18 protein-coding genes are annotated in these 17252 nt (G+C 67.7%); 15 read left to right on the top strand and 3 right to left on the bottom strand.

The window, feature by feature from the left end:
- On the top strand, nucleotides 1–1426 hold a 1426-nt coding region (locus tag AC1DKN_RS07720), incomplete at its 5' end, for an HNH endonuclease signature motif containing protein (protein WP_476870929.1).
- Nucleotides 1419–1622, top strand: a complete 204-nt coding sequence (locus AC1DKN_RS07715; RefSeq protein ID WP_476870928.1) for an ASCH domain-containing protein — start codon at nucleotides 1419–1421, stop codon at nucleotides 1620–1622. The genes AC1DKN_RS07720 and AC1DKN_RS07715, both read left to right, overlap by 8 nt.
- Nucleotides 1623–1631: 9 nt before the next feature.
- Here the strand turns inward: AC1DKN_RS07715 and AC1DKN_RS07710 are convergent, their stop codons facing one another.
- The 3 genes from AC1DKN_RS07710 to AC1DKN_RS07700 form a co-directional block, all read right to left on the bottom strand.
- On the bottom strand, nucleotides 1632–2102 hold the full coding sequence (locus AC1DKN_RS07710; protein ID WP_476870927.1) for an RES family NAD+ phosphorylase: 471 nt from the start codon (nucleotides 2100–2102) through the stop codon (nucleotides 1632–1634).
- 205 nt (nucleotides 2103–2307) lie between these two features.
- Complete coding sequence (locus AC1DKN_RS07705) at nucleotides 2308–2793, bottom strand: DUF2306 domain-containing protein (RefSeq protein WP_476870926.1); 486 nt, start codon at nucleotides 2791–2793, stop codon at nucleotides 2308–2310.
- A 275-nt stretch (nucleotides 2794–3068) separates the two neighbouring features.
- Nucleotides 3069–3716, bottom strand: a complete 648-nt coding sequence (locus tag AC1DKN_RS07700) for an acVLRF1 family peptidyl-tRNA hydrolase (RefSeq protein WP_476870925.1) — start codon at nucleotides 3714–3716, stop codon at nucleotides 3069–3071.
- Nucleotides 3717–3775: 59 nt separating this feature from the next.
- Between AC1DKN_RS07700 and AC1DKN_RS07695 the strand changes: the two genes are divergently transcribed.
- The 13 genes from AC1DKN_RS07695 to AC1DKN_RS07635 all read left to right on the top strand — a co-directional run bounded on the left by AC1DKN_RS07695 (nucleotide 3776) and on the right by AC1DKN_RS07635 (nucleotide 17144).
- Nucleotides 3776–5221 carry a replication-associated recombination protein A gene (locus AC1DKN_RS07695; RefSeq protein ID WP_476857085.1) on the top strand — a complete coding sequence of 482 codons (1446 nt, stop codon included), beginning with the start codon at nucleotides 3776–3778 and terminating at the stop codon, nucleotides 5219–5221.
- Between the two features lie 265 nt (nucleotides 5222–5486).
- A complete protein-coding gene (locus AC1DKN_RS07690; RefSeq protein WP_476870924.1) occupies nucleotides 5487–5885 on the top strand; it encodes a cupin domain-containing protein in 399 nt (132 codons plus the stop codon).
- A gap of 186 nt (nucleotides 5886–6071) precedes the next feature.
- Complete coding sequence (gene rpsD / locus AC1DKN_RS07685; protein WP_018773157.1) at nucleotides 6072–6698, top strand: 30S ribosomal protein S4; 627 nt, start codon at nucleotides 6072–6074, stop codon at nucleotides 6696–6698.
- Nucleotides 6699–6877: 179 nt separating this feature from the next.
- Entirely contained in the window at nucleotides 6878–7252 is a 375-nt protein-coding gene (locus tag AC1DKN_RS07680; protein WP_018773156.1) for a DUF948 domain-containing protein, read from the top strand.
- Between the two features lie 20 nt (nucleotides 7253–7272).
- On the top strand, nucleotides 7273–7539 hold the full coding sequence (locus tag AC1DKN_RS07675) for a DUF6167 family protein (RefSeq protein WP_476870923.1): 267 nt from the start codon (nucleotides 7273–7275) through the stop codon (nucleotides 7537–7539).
- 175 nt (nucleotides 7540–7714) lie between these two features.
- Entirely contained in the window at nucleotides 7715–10393 is a 2679-nt protein-coding gene (gene alaS, locus AC1DKN_RS07670) for an alanine--tRNA ligase (RefSeq protein ID WP_476870922.1), read from the top strand.
- 10 nt (nucleotides 10394–10403) lie between these two features.
- Nucleotides 10404–10988, top strand: coding sequence for a Holliday junction resolvase RuvX (gene ruvX / locus AC1DKN_RS07665; protein WP_223916695.1), 585 nt, complete (start codon nucleotides 10404–10406; stop codon nucleotides 10986–10988).
- A complete protein-coding gene (gene mltG / locus AC1DKN_RS07660) occupies nucleotides 10985–12781 on the top strand; it encodes an endolytic transglycosylase MltG (protein ID WP_476870921.1) in 1797 nt (598 codons plus the stop codon). The genes ruvX and mltG overlap by 4 nt, the downstream gene beginning before the upstream one ends.
- On the top strand, nucleotides 12778–13689 hold the full coding sequence (locus tag AC1DKN_RS07655) for a shikimate dehydrogenase (RefSeq protein ID WP_476870920.1): 912 nt from the start codon (nucleotides 12778–12780) through the stop codon (nucleotides 13687–13689). The genes mltG and AC1DKN_RS07655 overlap by 4 nt, the downstream gene beginning before the upstream one ends.
- A gap of 26 nt (nucleotides 13690–13715) precedes the next feature.
- On the top strand, nucleotides 13716–14915 hold the full coding sequence (gene aroC, locus AC1DKN_RS07650; RefSeq protein WP_026266381.1) for a chorismate synthase: 1200 nt from the start codon (nucleotides 13716–13718) through the stop codon (nucleotides 14913–14915).
- Nucleotides 14916–14980: 65 nt separating this feature from the next.
- Nucleotides 14981–15535, top strand: coding sequence for a shikimate kinase (locus AC1DKN_RS07645; RefSeq protein WP_476870919.1), 555 nt, complete (start codon nucleotides 14981–14983; stop codon nucleotides 15533–15535).
- A complete protein-coding gene (gene aroB, locus AC1DKN_RS07640; protein ID WP_079554549.1) occupies nucleotides 15535–16626 on the top strand; it encodes a 3-dehydroquinate synthase in 1092 nt (363 codons plus the stop codon). Before AC1DKN_RS07645 ends, aroB begins: the two co-directional genes overlap by 1 nt.
- On the top strand, nucleotides 16626–17144 hold the full coding sequence (locus tag AC1DKN_RS07635; protein ID WP_476870918.1) for a tetratricopeptide repeat protein: 519 nt from the start codon (nucleotides 16626–16628) through the stop codon (nucleotides 17142–17144). The genes aroB and AC1DKN_RS07635 overlap by 1 nt, the downstream gene beginning before the upstream one ends.
- Nucleotides 17145–17252 lie beyond the last annotated feature (108 nt).

Below are 17252 nucleotides of genomic sequence, written 5' to 3'. Positions count from 1 at the left end.
CGCGCAGGCAACCAGGTTCCTGGCGCCGCCGGCGCCGTCACCGCGGGACCGTGCCGTACAGGAGATGGCACTGGTGGCCGAGGTCGCCTGTGTCCTGACCGTCAGCGAACGCGCCGCCGCGGCCCTCCTCGCCGAATCCCGGGCCCTGACGACGGCGCTGCCGCTGACCCTGGCCGCCCTTGAGTCCGGGGCGATCTCCTGGGCCCACGCACGGATCATCGTGGACGAAACCAGCAGCCTGGATGCGGCCGGGGCGGCCGGGCTCGAAGCGCACTTCCTGGACCCGGCCGCGCCGAACCCGGCCCGCGGCTGTCCGGCCGGGGAGCTCGTTCCGTCCCGGTTCCGGGCGAAGGCCCGCGCCTGGCGCGAACGCCACCACCCGGCCGGCATTGAAGAACGCCACGCCACGAGCGCCGCGGACCGGCGGGTCGAGTACACCCCGGACCGGGACGGCATGGCCTGGCTCTCGGCCTATTTCCCGGCCGACACCGCGGCCGGGATCTGGGACCGGGCCACCGCCGCCGCCCGCGCCCTTCAGGGCCCGGACGAGCCCCGGACCCTGGCCCAGCTCCGCGCCGACGTCACCGCCACCTGGCTCCTCACCACCGGCACCGGCACGGGTGCTGGATCGGACGACGGCGGCACCGGTACCGGCGCGGGGGCGGGTGCGGGTGGGTTTGTTCCGGTCCCGCGGGCGCAGGTCCTGGTCACCGTCCCGGTCCTGGCCCTGCTCGGCGCCACCGAGGAACCGGCCGTGCTCGACGGGCACGGGCCGATTCCGCCCTCGATGGCCCGCCGCCTCATCGCCGAGGGCGCCCGTTCCTTCCACCGGGTCCTGACCGACCCCCGGGACGGTGCCCCGCTGGAAATCGGCCGGACCAGCTACCGGCTCACGACGGCCCAGCGCCACTGGCTCCGGCTCCGCGACGGCCGGTGTCCCTTCCCCGGCTGCGGCAACCATTCCCTGGACAACGAGGCAGACCACCTCCTGGCCTGGGCCGACGGCGGCACCACCGGCATCTCGAACCTCGGCCAGCCCTGCCCGAAACACCACCGGCTCAAACACGCCTCCGCCTGGACACCGGACCGGGCCAGCAAAGACCACCCGCCGGGCTGGACCTCACCGTCCGGACGGCACTACCCCAGCGAACACCAGGACTGGGAACCACCCCACTGGCCGGAGGACTGGCTGCCCCACATCCCGGCCACGGACGAACCCGGCCCGGAACCCGACACCGACACCGACCCCGACCCCGATCAAGGCCAGCCCACGGATCCGGGCCCAGGCCTGCCCCCGGACCCCTTCCCGGACTGGCACCAATTCACCGCCGGGCATCCACTGCCCGAGGCGGACACAGATGATCCGTACTGGCCAGCAGCCCCGGCCGACCCCTATTCGGAATGGCTCCTGCTCCAATGTGCCTGACCGACTGTGCCTGACCGAGCAGTTGCCGGTCGTCGGTGAACGCGGTGTGGTCGTTGACTCGTTAGGGCGGCCCGTTTGCATCACAGAAGTTACCGAGGTTCGCGTCGTGGCCCTCGGCACCGTCGATGCAGCTCACGCGATCGACGAAGGCGAGGGTTACCAGACAGTCTCCGAATGGCGCGCAGGCCACGAGTAGACGGATCCTCTACCGGAGAGAAACTTCTCGAACACTTGGAGCGCCATCAGCGTTCCAGTTGAAGAGCGTTAGGTGCCAGAGATGCGGCCGTTTGCGTGAAGGGTCGATTAGCCCATTGGCGCCCAAACTCTGCAGAGCTTCTCGAACTTTCCATGACGGAGGCGTTCCACCCGCAGCAACAGCTCGTTGCCAGTCCCCCGCGGCGTCCGCGGGACTGATTCCAACGGACTTCAGAGCTTTGTGATCACGAAGATCAACAATACGGTTGGCCTCTACATTGAACTGCAACACCTCACGACCGGGAGTGCGTTCGTCAGTGTGGGCGATCATTGCAGCGGCGACACCTTCAGGTGACGAACTTAGGTACAGCGTTGGGACCTCTGGCGGCGAATACCGGCCGGCAGACCGAGATCCCGCAAGAGCCGCGTCACGGTAGGCGGGATCCACAGCACGGTAGAACGAACCTTCTACAGTGCGCATCAGGGCACTTTCCCAACTGACAACTGGTTGGCCTCGCTGCATGGTTTCCTTATCCTTACGATTTAGTTCAGGGACGCCAGTGTTCTAGGTACGGGAGCCAATCGGCTTACGAAACTTCGAGGCGCCAGGAACTCGCTGCCAGCTCCACGAGTAAGGCAATTTCCTGTTCCGGCTCTTGGTCCCATACCGCGAGTGTCCGGCCGGACTAGGTGATGGGGACCGTCTGTGTTTTGCGGAGCTGGGCGATGCCGATGAGAGTGAGTACGGCTGTGCCCAGCAGGACCAGGATCAACAAACCCAACAGCGGGAGCTCGTGGATGGCGAGCTGGGGAATGCGGCGCGAGGGCACTGCCAGAACGCCCACAAAGGCGCCGATCAGACCGAAGTAGCTGCCCGTCATGAAACTGCGGTGGGCCCTGATGTTTCTCTTCCAGATGGCCCACAGTCCCGCTGTTAGTGTGAAGAACGTCAGCACTGAGAGTGCGTGGAGCCAATTGAACCCGCCGTCGATGGTTCTGATTCCAAACGAGGTCAGCACCACGACATACATGGAAGCAGCCCAGATTCGGCCCACGATCCGATGAACGCGGCCGCCTTTGGTCCTGCGCAGCAGGTTCATGGCTCCGAAAATCAGTGAGTAGCTGGCGGCGATTGCGTGAAGTGAGATCAGAACGGTCCAGGAGGAAGGCATAGTCCGGAGCCTAGCTGACCGTGCCCAGAGGGTTCGGAACGGCCCACCTGGAGACCTTGCTGCAGACGTAATTTCCCTTCACAGCGGCTCTAAGTCACAGAGCGGGCCAAAAAGGTCCCGTAGTGGGTTCCGTAAACGGATTGTTCATCGGGCATCTGGTTGGGGTGGCTGATCTACTCGGCCTGGCAGTCCCGCCGACACCACGGCTGATTCCTGCGCGCGGGCTGCCGGACAGTCCGTAACAGGTGGCGGTAGGGCCGTTGCTCAAGCCGTCCCTACTCCGGTGGATCCGTCACCAGGATGCGCACCGCGCACAGGTCCGTGGCCGCCTTCTTCAGTACCGCGGCGCGCGGATCCGGGACGTCGAGGAACGCCAGCCTCGGCCGTGCCGCGTACTGCTTCAGCACCGGTTCGGCGAGCACTTGGTCCGCAAGGGTCCGGTCGCCGCCGGGAGCCAGATACTCGATCGGGTGCTCCGCGAAAATCCGCCCGGCATGCTCCGCAACGGCCTCCACCAGCGCATCGGCCTGGTTCGCCCGGCGCCGGGCAAAGCGCTGCTGCGACCAGCCGCCCGCAGCCGTCCGGGACTGGACATGCCGTGTACCGGTCTTCGACGCGAGCACGGCGCCGCCGCTCACCACCGCCACCGAGTAACCGCCGCGGCGGACCAGTACCGCCCCGATGCCCCGCGACTGGGACGCCAGGGAAGCGAGGCGGGCGACGGCGTCGCCGCCGCGCCCAGGACGGCCGTCCACCGGCCATGGCGCCTGGAGCAGAGCCACGGCCCCGTCGGCGGCGCGCAGCTGCAGACCTGCGTCGAGCTCCTCCTCCACCAGTGCGCCGTGGCTCGCGGCGAAGCGGTCCACCCAGCCCGGCAGCCGGTCGCCGGAGACGAAGGCCACACGGGTGTCGGGGATTGTCATGGCGGGGTCTCCGTTATGAGGGTGTCTGGACAGGCGGGAACTAGAAGTAGCCTATCTATGTGGATGATCTCTTTGGCGCAGGGCGGGACGGCGGCGCCGCTACCGAGGATGACGGCGACGCTGACCAGACCGGCGAGAGCCGCCGGGTCTCCCCGCGGAGCCCCCTCGCCGTCCGGATGCGGCCCCGCACCCTCGATGATGTCGTGGGCCAGCAGCACCTACTCGGCCAAGGCTCGCCGCTGCGCCAGCTCGCCGCCGGCACGGACGCCACCGGCCCCGCGGGTCCCAGTTCACTGATCCTCTGGGGTCCTCCGGGTACCGGCAAGACCACCCTTGCCCATGTGATTGCCAAGGGCCCAGGGCGGAAGTTCGTCGAGCTCTCCGCCATCACCGCCGGCGTCAAGGACGTCCGCCGCGTGATGGACGAAGCCCTGACCGCGCGCGACCTGTTCAAGACCACCACCGTCCTCTTCCTGGATGAGATCCACCGCTTCAACAAGGCCCAGCAGGACGCCCTGTTGCCCGGCGTCGAGAACCGCTGGGTGGTCCTGGTCGCCGCGACCACCGAAAACCCCTCCTTCTCCGTCGTTTCCCCACTGCTGTCCCGCTCGCTGCTGCTGACCCTGAAACCGCTCACCGACGCCGACGTCGAGGGCCTTCTCCTGCGGGCCGCAACGGATGACCGCGGGCTCGGCGGCAAAGTGGAACTCAGCGACGAGGCCCTGGCACACCTCGTCCGGCTCTCCGGCGGGGACGCCCGGCGTGCGCTGACCGCGCTCGAGGCGGCGGCCGGTGTCGCGTTCGGGGACGCGGACGACACTGACGCAGTCGTAGCCGGCACAGCCAGCGGGGCGCCCGAGGCGGCCCCGGTGAAGATCGAGCTCAAGCACACGGAGCGCGCCCTGGATGTCGCCTCCGTCCGCTACGACCGGGCCGGGGACCAGCATTACGACGTCGCCAGCGCGTTCATCAAGTCGATCCGGGGTTCCGACGTCGACGCCGCGCTGCACTACCTTGCCCGGATGCTGGAGGCGGGTGAGGACCCCCGGTTCGTGGCCCGCAGGATCGTGATCTCGGCGGCCGAGGACGTCGGCATGGCTGACCCGACTGCGCTGCAGACCGCCGTCGCGGCGGCCCAGGCCGTACAGCTGATCGGCATGCCGGAAGGCCGCATCATCCTCGCCGAGGCCGTGGTGCATCTGGCCACCGCGCCGAAGTCCAACGCCGCGTACATGGGCATTAACCAGGCCATCGCCGACGTCCGCGCCGGGCTCGGGAACGGCATCCCCGCCCACCTTCGCGACGCCCACTACCCGGGCTCGAAACAGCTCGGCCACGGCAAGGGCTACAAATACGCCCACGATGCCCCGCACGCCGTCGCCACGCAGCAGTACCCGCCGGACGACCTCGTCGGGCGCAACTACTACGAACCCACCGGCAACGGGGCCGAACGCGACATCGCCACCCGGCTCGAGCGGCTTCGGAGGATCATCCGCGGCACCTGAAAGGCACGTGGGCGGCAAGTGAACGCCCGTGACCTGCGGCTGGTCGGCGGCGGCCCGTGGCGCCGGAATCCGCCGTTGACATAGGGGCCAAGAGGTCTAACGTGGAATTACGGCGGCATGGATCTGCTGACCGTCCGTGCGGCGCAGGGGACAGCGCGGTCACATCGCTGGCTCCCTCGTTCCGGACCCCGGAACGGCAGCCGGCTTCGCTCCATCCCAGCTCATCCAGCGCGAGCGTTCCCGTCCCGTCCCCGGCAGGTGTCCCATGAGTATCAACTTCGTTACAGCCATGGCAGTGAAGTCCTTCGATGTGCCGGACAAGAAACGGTGCCCGGACAAGGCCGAATTCGACCTCTGCACAGTGAACGACTACTCGGTGGCCCGGCTGATCCTGGGCCCGGGCTGGCGGTGGTCGGAGAACAGCAGACCCTACGAGCGGACCGACGTCTGCCTGCACCACCATCTCGGCTTCTGCATCTCCGGTGAAATGGAAGTCGAAACGGCCGAAGGGCTGCGCTCCACGATCCACGCCAACGACACCTACGCGATTCCGCCGGGACACGACGAATGGGTGGTGGGCCCGAAACCGTTCGTGGCCGTGGAATTCCTGGGCGCGGCGTCCTTCGGGCGCAGCGGTGTCCGGGGAGCGCACGCCAGAATCTGACTTCGGTCCGCCGGCCGGATCTGGTAGGCTGGATCGTTGTCTGGCAAGGCACGGACGCACAATCCATGGAAACTTCGGTTCGATGAGGGTTGCCCTGTGCCCAGTAGCAAAAGGCAGCGGTTGGCCGATGCTCTCCATCGTGGAGGCCAGTAACACTGACACACCGCAGATATTGGAAGGACACAAGTGGCTAACAACACTCGTGCTCGCCGTACCGCACGCCTTTCGCGTGCACTCGGCATCGCTCTGACCCCCAAGGCCGCCAAGTACATGGAGCGCCGCCCGTACGGCCCCGGTGAGCATGGCCGTGCCCGCAAGAAGCAGGACTCCGACTACGCCGTACGTCTGCGCGAAAAGCAGCGTCTGCGCGCCCAGTACGGCATCCGCGAAGCCCAGATGACCCGTGCCTTCGAAGAAGCACGCCGCACCAAGGGCCTGACCGGTGAAAACCTGATCGAACTGCTCGAAATGCGTCTCGACGCCCTCGTGCTGCGTGCCGGCTTCGCCCGCACCATCGCCCAGGCCCGCCAGCTGGTTGTGCACCGCCACATCCTCGTTGACGGCATCCGCGTTGACCGCCCGTCTTTCCGCGTCGGCGAGGGCCAGCTGGTCCACGTTCACAGCCGCAGCGAGACCATGCCTCCGTTCCAGGTTGCAGCAGCCGGCGCTCACCGCGACGTCCTGCCGATCGTTCCGGCTTACCTGGACGTCAAGCTTGACGCCCTGCAGGCCCGCCTGGTGCGTCGCCCCAAGCGCTCAGAGATCCCCGTGACCTGCGAAGAGCAGCTCGTCGTGGAATTCTACGCACGCTAATTCAAAAGGCATCACCTACAAAGAAGCCCGTGGCAAGCGCCGCGGGCTTCTTTGTATGTAAGGTACTTGGGGGAGTTCCCCGGGAGCCGGTTCGGCTTGCCGGATTTAACTGTCGGCGAAACCGTCGGAACCCGACGCAACAAGCAGGTATCCACTGCAGTTCAAGGAGATGAGTGTCTATGTCTGGTGGCGATATTGCCGGCCTGATCGCGGCTGGAGTGTTTGCACTGCTGGTCCTGCTGCTCGCCGTGCCGATCCTGAAGCTCGGTGGAGTGTTCGACGAAATGCGGACCACCATCCGCTCCATCAGCGACGGCGCCACCCCGCTCATGGACGAGGTCACCGCGACGGTGACCACCACCAACGAGCAGCTGAAGAAGGTTGACGGCATCTCCTCGAACGTCTCGGACGCCTCCGCCAACATCTCGGCGCTGTCCTCGCTCATGGCCGCCACCGTGGGCTCGCCGCTGATCAAGGTGGCAGCCTTCAGCTACGGCGTGCGCTCCGCCTTCAGCACCCGCAAAAAGCCCGCCACCGGCCGCCGCAGCCGCTAAACACTTCGGGAGCACCTGACATGAACAGAATCATCTGGATGGGAATCGGCGTCGCGATCGGCGTTATCGCCTTCCGCAAAGTCACCGAAGCGCAGTCCGCCCTCGGCCCCGAAGGCCTGAACCGGGCCGTCGGACGGCTGACGGACGGCCTGCTCGACTTCGCCGATGCGGTCCGCGATGGCATGGGCGAGCGGGAGTCAGAACTCCGCACGGCCCTCGGGATCGAGACGGCAACGGACCTCGCCGCCGGCGGCACTGTCGCCCGCCGGGATGCGGTCCCGCGCTAGCCGGGAGAGAATTAGTAAGTAAGGTGCCCGTCACCGGGGGTGACGGCGCGCCGACGCCCCCGGTGACGGGTACCAGATTGACGGGCCCGGATCAGTGCCGGTCCTCAGCTTGTCCCGCGCAGCACAGACGCGGGCCACATAACGCAGTGAATATTGAAGGGTAAGAAAACAGCTCATGAAGTCGCAGGAGATCACCAAGCGCTGGATCGACTTTTTTGTCAGCAAGGGGCACACCGCCGTCCCCTCCGCCTCCCTGGTCTCCAGCGACCCGTCCCTGCTGTTTACGGTCGCCGGCATGGTCCCGTTCATCCCGTACCTGACCGCCCGTGAGGAGGCCCCCTACCAGCGGGCCACCAGTGTGCAGAAGTGCATCCGGACCGGTGACATCGAGGAAGTGGGCAAAACCGCCCGCCACGGCACGTTCTTCCAGATGTGCGGCAACTTCTCCTTTGGCGACTACTTCAAGGAAGACGCCATCAAGTTCGCGTGGGAGCTCCTGACCACCAGCGTGGACGACGGCGGGTACGGACTGCCGCCGGAGCGGCTCTGGGTCACCGTCTATGAAGAGGACGACGAGGCCGAGCAGCTGTGGCTGAAGAACACCGGCATGCCGGCCGAGCGGATCCAGCGCATGGGCAAGTCCGACAACTACTGGTCCACCGGCCAGCCCGGCCCCGCCGGTCCCTGCTCGGAGATCTACTACGACCGCGGCCCGTCCTACGGCGTCGAGGGCGGCCCCATCGCCGATGAAAACCGCTACGTCGAGATCTGGAACCTCGTGTTCATGCAGTACCAGATCGACAACGTCCGCTCCAAGGTGGATTTCGACATCACCGGAGAACTGCCCAAGAAGAACATCGACACGGGCCTGGGCATGGAGCGCCTCGCGATGATCCTCCAGGACGTCGAGAACATGTACGAGACGGACCAGGTCCGCCCCGTGATCGACCGGGCCGCGGCCCTCTCCGGCCGGGAATACACCTCCGCGGAGTCCGCCGAGGACCCGCACCACACTGACGACGTCCGCATGCGCGTCGTTGCCGACCACATCCGCTCGGCCCTCATGCTGATCGCCGACGGCGTGACCCCCTCCAACGAGGGCCGCGGCTACGTGCTGCGCCGCCTGATCCGCCGGGCCGTCCGCTCCATGCGCCTGCTCGGCGTCGAAAAGGCCTGCCTGCCGGAACTGCTGCCGGCCTCGCGGGACGCCATGAAGGGGGTCTACCCGATCGTCGAGACCGACTTCGAACGCATCAGCCGGATTGCCTACGCCGAAGAGAAGGCGTTCCTGCGCACCATCGCCTCCGGCACCGCCCGCCTCGAGGACGCCGTCAAGGAATCCAAGGCCGCCAACCAGCCGCTCTCCGGCGCCGACGCCTTTGCCCTGCACGACACCTACGGCTTCCCGATCGACCTCACCCTGGAAATGGCCGAAGAGGCCGGGCTGAAAGTCGACGAGCCCGAGTTCCGCAAGCTCATGCTCGAGCAGCGCCAGCGCGCCCAGGCCGACGCCAAGGGCAAGAAGGGGTCGCACGCTGACCTCAGCGCCTTCCAGGAGCTGCTGTCCGCCGGCGAGACAGTCTTCACCGGCTACACCGAGCTCCAGGGCGAGTCCAAGGTCCGCGGCATCCTCTCCGGCGGCCGGAAGGTCGCCCAGGCCTCGACCGGCGATGAAATCGAACTGGTCCTGGCCGAGACGCCGTTCTACGCCGAAGCCGGCGGCCAGGCTGCTGACACCGGGCTGATCACCGGCGACGGCTTCGTCGTCGAGGTCCTGGATGTCCAGCGCCCCGTCAAGGGCCTCAGCGTCCACAAGGCAATCGTCCGCGAAGGCGAAATCGGTGCCGACTCGCTGGTTCAGGCCGCCGTGGACCGGGAACGCCGCCACGCCGCTGAGCAGGCCCACACCGGCACGCACATTGTGCACGCTGCCCTGCACCAGATCCTCGGCCCGGAGGCCCTGCAGCGCGGCTCCTTCAACAAGGCCGGCTACCTGCGCTTCGACTTCGCCTGGGGTGAGGGCCTGAGCGCCGCCACCCGGTCCGAGATCGAGGAAGTCTCCAACATCGCCATCCGCAACAACTTCCAGGTGGAAACCAAGATCATGGGGCTCGCCGAGGCCAAGGCGCTCGGCGCCATGGCACTGTTCGGCGAGAACTACGGCAACGAGGTCCGCGTCGTGGAAATCGACGGCGCCTGGTCCCGGGAACTCTGCGGCGGCACCCACGTCGAGAACACCTCGCTGATCGGCAGCCTGTCACTGCTCGGCGAACAGTCGGTCGGCTCAGGAAACCGCCGTGTCGAAGCCTTCGTGGGCATGGACGCGTTCCGGCACCTGGCCGCGGAGCGGGCGCTCGTCACCGAGCTCACGGAAATGCTGAAGGTTCCCTCCGGGCTGCTGGCGGACCGGATTTCCAGCACCCTGACCAAGCTCAAGACGGCAGAGAAGGAACTCGAGCGGCTGCGCAAGGAGCAGCTCACGGCCGCCGCAGCCCAGCTGGTCGGCACCGCCCAGGATGCCGCCGGCGTCAAGGTCATCGCGCACGACGCCGGCCAGGTCAGCGGCGCGGATGACCTGCGCGGCCTGGCCCTGGACCTGCGGACGCGTCTCGGATCCGAGCCCGCCGCCGTCGCGGTGGCCGGAGTCAGCAACGACCGTCCCGTGATCCTGATCGCCACCAACGAAGCCGCCCGGGCAGCCGGAGTCAAGGCCGGTGCCCTGGTGCGCCTCGCCGCAGGCATCCTCGGCGGCGGCGGTGGCGGCAAGGACGACGTCGCTCAGGGCGGCGGGACCGACGCCGCCAAGGTCGGTGCTGCCCTCGGCGCCGTCGTGGACGCCATTACCAGGCGATAGCGGATCCCACGTGTCTGAAGCTGCTGTTGCCGGCGTCTATCCCCGGGGCGTGAAGCTCGGGGTGGACGTCGGCACCGTCCGTGTGGGCGTGGCCGTCTGCGACCCCGACGGAATCCTGGCGACGCCGCTGCGCACTCTGGCGCGGAACGTGAAAAAGAACACTGACGTGCGAATCCTGGCCGCCCTGGCCGCGGAACTGGGCGCCGTGGAGATTTTCGTGGGACTGCCGCGCACCATGAAAGGCGAAGAGCACGCCTCCGCCAGGATGGCGACCGAGTACGCACAGCTGCTGGTACTGGCCCTGCAGGACGCCGGATCCGAGGTGCCCGTGCGCCTGGTTGACGAACGGCTCAGCACCGTGAGCGCCCACCGCAACCTGCACGAAGCTGGCATGAGCAGCAGGAATCACCGTACAGTTGTTGATCAGGTTGCGGCGGCAGGTATTCTGCAACATGCGATTGATATGCAAAAGGCCAGGGGAACGGAGGTCGGAAACCGCGTGTACGCGGAGTCTGCGCCGGGGCCGACCGGAGGCGGCGCACAGACCGGCCCGGCAGTACAGACGCACTCTTCAGAACATGGAAGGCTACAGTGAGCCCGGTCAACAGTGATGACTCCTCCGGTGACGCCCTTGGTGGCGCCGGCCGACCGCTGACGCGCAAAGAAATCCGGGCCCGGGAAAAGCTTCTGGCCACCCAGGGCCACAACGTGATCCCGCCGCAGGCTTTTGAGGCGGGACCGGACGTTCCGACGCCGGCACCGGCACCAACGCCGGCACCGGCAGAGGACAGCCTGCCGCAGTCCGCACCGGAACTTCCCGACGCGGCACCGACCGTGCACGAAGAAGCCGTGCGTGAAGAGCCCGTGCGCGAAGAGCCGGTGCACGAAGAGCCCGTGCGCGAAGAAGCCGTGCGTGAAGAGCCCGTGCGCGAAGAGCCCGTGCGCGAAGAGCCCGTGCGCGAAGAGCCCGTGCGCGAAGAAGCCGTGCGTGAAGAGCCGGTGCAAGAAGACTTCACCCAGCTGATCCCTGTCCGCGACGTACCAGTCCACGAAGCACCTTCCCGCGACGAGCCCGTCCGAGAAGACGCTGGCCACGAGGACGTCGTCTATGCGTCAGCGGGCGGCCTCGGCTACGCGGCCAGCCACGATGCGGCTGCCCAGGACGCCGGCGTCCACGATGGCTACGCTCCGCACCCCCACGACGAGGCCCACCATCTCTACGGCAACTCCGGTGACCCCCAGGCACAGCCGCACCCGGAAGCCGAGTACCACGGGGACCCGGGCGAGGAGCTGATGGCCGGAGCAGCCCGCTACGACAAGGGACCGTCCAAGAAGGTCCGCCGTAGGCGCCGCTTCCTGGCACTGGTGCTGACCCTGACGGTCTTCGTCGTCGCAATCGCCGTCGGCGCACAGTTCCTCAAGCCCCTCCTCGGCGGAGACACCATGGCCGACTACCCCGGCCCCGGAACCGGTGAAGTCACCATCACGATCGAACCCGGCGCCGGAACGCGGTCCGTGGCCACCGAACTTCAGTCGAAAAAGGTCGTGGCCAACGCGGACACCTTCCTCAAGGAGTTCACCGCTTCCGGCGGTGCCCTGAACCCCGGCACGTTCTCGATGCGCCAGGAAATGAAGAACTCCGATGCCGTGGATGTCCTGCTCAACAAGGGCCAGAGCAAGGTCATGTACTTTGCGCTCAGCGCCGGGCTGCGGATCGGCGAATCCCTGCAGGCGATTTCCGAGGGCACCGGGATTCCTGTTCAGGACCTGAAAGCGCTCAGCGATGCGCCCGCACAGTTCGGTGTCCCGGCCAAAGCCAAGAACCTCGAGGGCTACCTGGCGCCGGGAGAGTACCGCTTCCCGTTGGGCTCCTCCGCCAAGGACATTTTGCAGAAGCTCGTCGGCAGCACCCAGGATGAACTCAAGGCCCAGGGCGTTACCGATCCCGCGAAACAGTACGACGTCGTGACGGTGGCCAGCATCGTCCAGGCCGAAGGCGGCCAGGCCGAATATGGTGACGTCGCCGGCGCCATCTACAACCGCCTCAAGCCCAACAACACCGAGACCAACGGGCTCATCCAGTCCGATGCCACCGTCACCTACGGCCTGGGCATCCGCAGCTTCCACATCGACGAGGCCCAGAAGGCTGACAAGTCGAACCCTTACAACACCTACGCCAACCAGGGGCTGCCCGCCGGACCCATCGGTTCCCCCGGCAAGACGGCCATTGACGCCGCCGCCAAGCCCAAGTCCAACAGCTTCCTCTACTGGGTCACCATCAACCTGGACACCAAGGAGACCAAGTTCTCCAAGACCCTGGCGGAACACAACGGCTACGTGGCGCAGTACAACGCCTGGTGCGAGGCCAACCCGGGACGCTGCGTATGACGCTGCGGGCGGCCGTCCTCGGGCATCCCATCAGCCATTCGAAGTCGCCCGCGCTGCACCGCGCCGCGTACGCCCACCTCGGCGTGGATATCGCCTACTCCGCCATTGACGTGACCGAGGCCGCCCTGCCCGATTTTATGAGGCAGGTCAGGGACGAGGCGCGCGCTGACGGTTCCTGGCGCGGCCTCTCGGTCACCATGCCGCTCAAATCGGCCATGGTGGCGGAAGTGGACGAGGTCCGGGGCGTGGGGCGCGCCCTCGGGGTCGTCAACACGGTTGCGTTCGAATCCGACGACGGCAGTGCCGGCCACACGCGATTGGTCGCGTACAACACCGACGTCACCGGAATCGTCAACGCGCTCCGGCACGCGGGGGCAGCCTCGGCGCCCACCGCCGTGATCCTCGGCGGGGGCGGGACCGCGGCAGCAGCCATCGCGGCGCTCAAGGAATTGGGGTCGGTGTCCGCCGAAGTGTTCGTCCGCGATGTCAGCCGTGCGGCAGAGGCCCACGCGGCCTCCGCCGCCGTCGGCGTCCCCATCCGGGTGCTTCCCCTCGCCGGGGCGGCAGCCGCCGTCGCCGCGGCCGACGTCGTCATCTCCACGCTGCCGCCCCGCGCGGCAGACGCACTGGCCGCGGAACTGGCCGAAGAACTGGCGGCGAAACGTCCAGGAGAACCGCCTCCGCATGGCAGCCCGGGCATCCTCCTGGACGTCGCCTATGATCCATGGCCCAGCCGGATCGCCGCGGTCTGGCAGGAAGCCGGCGGCACGGTGGTCCCCGGACTGGAAATGCTGATCTACCAGGCCGTGGAGCAGGTACGGCACTTCACCGGGCTGGGCGGGGCCCTCCCTGCCGGTGTCACAGATGTGATGTGTGACGCAGTCGGGGCGCCCCGACGGGTGTTCTAACCGCCCGACATGGCAGGATGGAATGTATGTTGCGTTGGTTGACTGCCGGAGAATCCCATGGCCCGGCACTGGTCGGAATAATTGAAGGCGTGCCCGCCGGTGTGGAACTCACCAGCGCCCACATCAGCGAGGCGCTGGCCCGCCGCCGGCTCGGCTATGGCCGCGGCGCCCGGATGAAATTCGAGCAGGACGTGGTCACGATCCTCGGCGGAGTCCGCCACGGCCTGACCCAGGGCGGCCCCGTCGCCATCCAGGTCGGCAACACCGAATGGCCCAAGTGGGAACAGATCATGTCCTCCGATCCCGTGGAGCCCGAAATCCTGGCCGACCAGGCCCGGAACGCCCCGCTGACGCGCCCGCGGCCCGGCCACGCAGACTTCACCGGCATGCAGAAATACGGCTTCGACGAGGCCCGCCCGGTCCTGGAGCGCGCCAGCGCCCGCGAGACGGCCACGAGGGTGGCGCTCGGCACGGTCGCCGCGGCCTTCCTCAAGCAGCTCGGCATCGAGCTCGTCTCCCACACCGTATCCATCGCCAGCGTCGCCGTGCCGGAGGGCCGGCCGCTGCCGGTGCCGGGGAACGTGATCGCCCTGGATGCCGACCCGCTGCGCTGCTTCGACCGCGAAACCTCGGACGCCATGGTGGCCGAGGTCGACGTCGCGCACAAGGAAGGCGAGACCCTCGGCGGCGTCGTCGAAGTGCTTGCCTACGGCCTCCCGCCGGGACTCGGCAGCTACGTGCACTGGGACCGGCGCCTCGACTCGCGTCTGGCGGCGGCCCTCATGGGCATCCAGGCCATCAAGGGCGTTGAAGTTGGCGACGGCTTCCTTACCGCCGCGCGCCGGGGCTCCGCCGCCCACGACGAGATCGTCAAGGACGCGGACGGCAAGATCATCCGTACCTCCAACCGCGCAGGCGGGATCGAGGGCGGCATGAGCATCGGCGATGTCCTGCGCGTCCGTGCCGCCATGAAACCGATCGCCACCGTACCCCGCGCGCTCAGGACGGTCGACGTCAGCACGGGGGAGGCCGCCAAGGCCCACCACCAGCGCTCCGACGTCTGTGCCGTGCCGGCCGCCGGCGTGGTGGCCGAGGCCATGGTGGCCCTCGTGATCGCCGAAGCGGTCGCGGAAAAATTCGGCGGTGACTCCGTGCAGGAGACCGCGCGCAACATCAAGGGTTACCTGGACAGCATTCCGGCGTCCCTGGACTCGATCGGCCACTAGTGCCGGCCGGGAAAACCGACGGGCCCTCCGCCGCGGCGGCGCCCGCGGCAAATAACGTTGGGCCGGTGGTCCTGATCGGACCGATGGCCGTGGGCAAATCGGCGATCGGACAGCAGCTCGCCGAGCACTTGGGGTGCGCCTTCATGGACACCGACGCCCTCGTGGTGGCCCAGCACGGGACGATCGCCGAGATCTTCGCCAGCCGTGGCGAGCACGCCTTCCGCGAGATGGAGGCCCGGGCCGTGGCCCAGGCCATCGAAGAGGCACAGGGCGGCACCGCCGTCATTTCGCTCGGCGGCGGGGCCGTCCTTGATTCCGGTACGCAGCAGCTCCTGGGCCGCTGTACCGTTGTTTACCTCGAATGCGACGCCGAGACTGTGGCGGAACGCATCGCCAGAAATTCGGGCCGGCCGCTCCTGGCCGGCGACGCCATGGGCCGGTGGCGGACCTTGTTCGCCACCCGGCAGCCGGTCTACGAACGGCTCGCCGACCTCGTCCTCGATGTCCGGCGCGGCAGCGTTCCGGAGCTGGCTCACCGGCTGGAAGATGCGCTGGGGGAGCGCGCCGCGGCTAAGGCCGCGGCGGTGCCCATTCCGGCGTCGACAAAGGAAGTTGAATAGTGAGTACCGAATCAACCGTCATCAAAGTCACCGGACAAACGCCGGGTGAGAACTACGACGTCGTAGTGGGCCGCGGCCTTCTGGCAAGCCTGCCGGGCCTGCTGGGTGAGCGCGTCAAGCGCGTCCTGGTCATCCACCCCCGTGCGCTGCGGTTGACCGGGGACACCGTCCGGGAAGAGCTGGCCGCCGCCGGGTTCACCGCGCTGACCGCAGAAATCCCCGACGCCGAAGAGGGCAAACACATCGAGGTCGCCTCGTTCTGCTGGCAGGTGCTGGGGCAGAACGACTTCACCCGCTCCGATGCCATCGTCGCCGTCGGCGGCGGCGCCGTCACCGACCTGGCCGGCTTTGTCGCCGCGACCTGGCTGCGCGGCGTGAAGGTCATCCACATGCCCACGAGCCTGCTGGGCATGGTGGACGCCTCGGTCGGCGGCAAGACCGGCATCAACACCGCCGAGGGCAAGAACCTGGTGGGCGCGTTCCACCCGCCGGCCGGTGTCCTCGCGGACCTCGACACGCTGGAGACGCTGCCGAAGAACGAGATCATCTCCGGCATGGCCGAGGTCATCAAGTGCGGCTTCATCGCCGACCCGGCCATCCTGGACCTGATCGAGAAGGACCCGTCCGCGGTTTCCGATCCGCGCTCGGACATCCTGCGCGAACTGATCGAACGCGCCATCAGCGTCAAAGCCCGGGTGGTGTCCGAGGACCTGAAGGAAACCGGCCAGCGCGAGATCCTGAACTACGGCCACACCCTGGGCCACGCGATCGAACTCGCCGAGCGCTACTCCTGGCGGCACGGCGCCGCCGTCTCCGTGGGCATGATGTTCGCCGCCGAGCTCGCCCGCAGCGTCGGCCGGCTCAGCGACGCCGACGCCGACAGGCACCGGAGCATCCTGGAAAGCCTCGGGCTTCCCATCACGTACCGCCGCGACCGCTGGCAGGCCCTCCTGGACGGCATGCGCCGGGACAAGAAATCCCGCGGTGACCTGCTGCGGTTCGTGGTGCTCGACGGCGTTGGCCGGCCCGGCATCCTCGATGTCCCGGACACGTCCCTGCTGTTTGCCGCCTACCAGGAGATTGCCTCCTGATGCACATGGTCAAGGGCGGCACGAGCGAGTGGCCGGACGCGGGATTTCCCGGGATCCGGATCAACCCGCAGTCCCTGATGCCCCAGGTCGTCAATGACGAGGTCATGGCCGAGGCCCTGGCGGCCTCGACAGACCCCGGGGACCTGATCCTGGTCCGGCTCGTAGAAGGGCACGCGGCCGAAGCCGCCGAGCTCCTCGCCGAGGCCCGCTACAAGGACCCCGGCTCGCTCCGGCTGCGGATCTTCGAGGCGGACGTGCTCCGGGTCTCGAACCGGTTCGACCGGGCGGTGGAGGTGTTCCGCCAACTCCTCGCCGAGACCCAGGGCACCCTGGAGGAGGGCGCCGTCCGCCAGCACCTCGGCCGGTCCTACTTCGCCGGCGGGAACATCGGCGCCGCCGTCGAATCCTTCGCCAAGGCGCTGGATCTGCGCGTCGCCGGGTCCGCCGACGCGGCCCTCATCTATGCCTCCACCGTTGCGTTGCAGCGCGCCAGGGACGTCCTGGAACAGCAGTCCTGAGCCTGCGTCAGGCAGCTGTCCGCCGGAACCGGTAGAATAGATCTTGGATTTTTGACAAATACGCGCTGGCGGCCCGCTTGGCATGCCGGCCCGGCATAGATCGTCCGG

Source organism: Arthrobacter sp. 01N444 (assembly GCF_056399305.1).
This window is presented reverse-complemented; position numbering and strand designations above follow the sequence as displayed.

What these genes read in the sequence shown, in the direction of transcription:
- AC1DKN_RS07635 (WP_476870918.1), top strand. Translation starts at nt 16,626, where the DNA reads ATGCACATGGTCAAGGGCGGCACGAGCGAGTGGCCGGACGCGGGATTT.
- alaS (WP_476870922.1), top strand. Translation starts at nt 7,715, where the DNA reads ATGAAGTCGCAGGAGATCACCAAGCGCTGGATCGACTTTTTTGTCAGC.
- aroC (WP_026266381.1), top strand. Translation starts at nt 13,716, where the DNA reads ATGTTGCGTTGGTTGACTGCCGGAGAATCCCATGGCCCGGCACTGGTC.
- AC1DKN_RS07710 (WP_476870927.1), bottom strand. Translation starts at nt 2,102, where the DNA reads ATGCGCACTGTAGAAGGTTCGTTCTACCGTGCTGTGGATCCCGCCTAC.
- AC1DKN_RS07655 (WP_476870920.1), top strand. Translation starts at nt 12,778, where the DNA reads ATGACGCTGCGGGCGGCCGTCCTCGGGCATCCCATCAGCCATTCGAAG.
- AC1DKN_RS07675 (WP_476870923.1), top strand. Translation starts at nt 7,273, where the DNA reads ATGAACAGAATCATCTGGATGGGAATCGGCGTCGCGATCGGCGTTATC.
- AC1DKN_RS07680 (WP_018773156.1), top strand. Translation starts at nt 6,878, where the DNA reads ATGTCTGGTGGCGATATTGCCGGCCTGATCGCGGCTGGAGTGTTTGCA.
- AC1DKN_RS07700 (WP_476870925.1), bottom strand. Translation starts at nt 3,716, where the DNA reads ATGACAATCCCCGACACCCGTGTGGCCTTCGTCTCCGGCGACCGGCTG.
- AC1DKN_RS07705 (WP_476870926.1), bottom strand. Translation starts at nt 2,793, where the DNA reads ATGCCTTCCTCCTGGACCGTTCTGATCTCACTTCACGCAATCGCCGCC.
- AC1DKN_RS07690 (WP_476870924.1), top strand. Translation starts at nt 5,487, where the DNA reads ATGAGTATCAACTTCGTTACAGCCATGGCAGTGAAGTCCTTCGATGTG.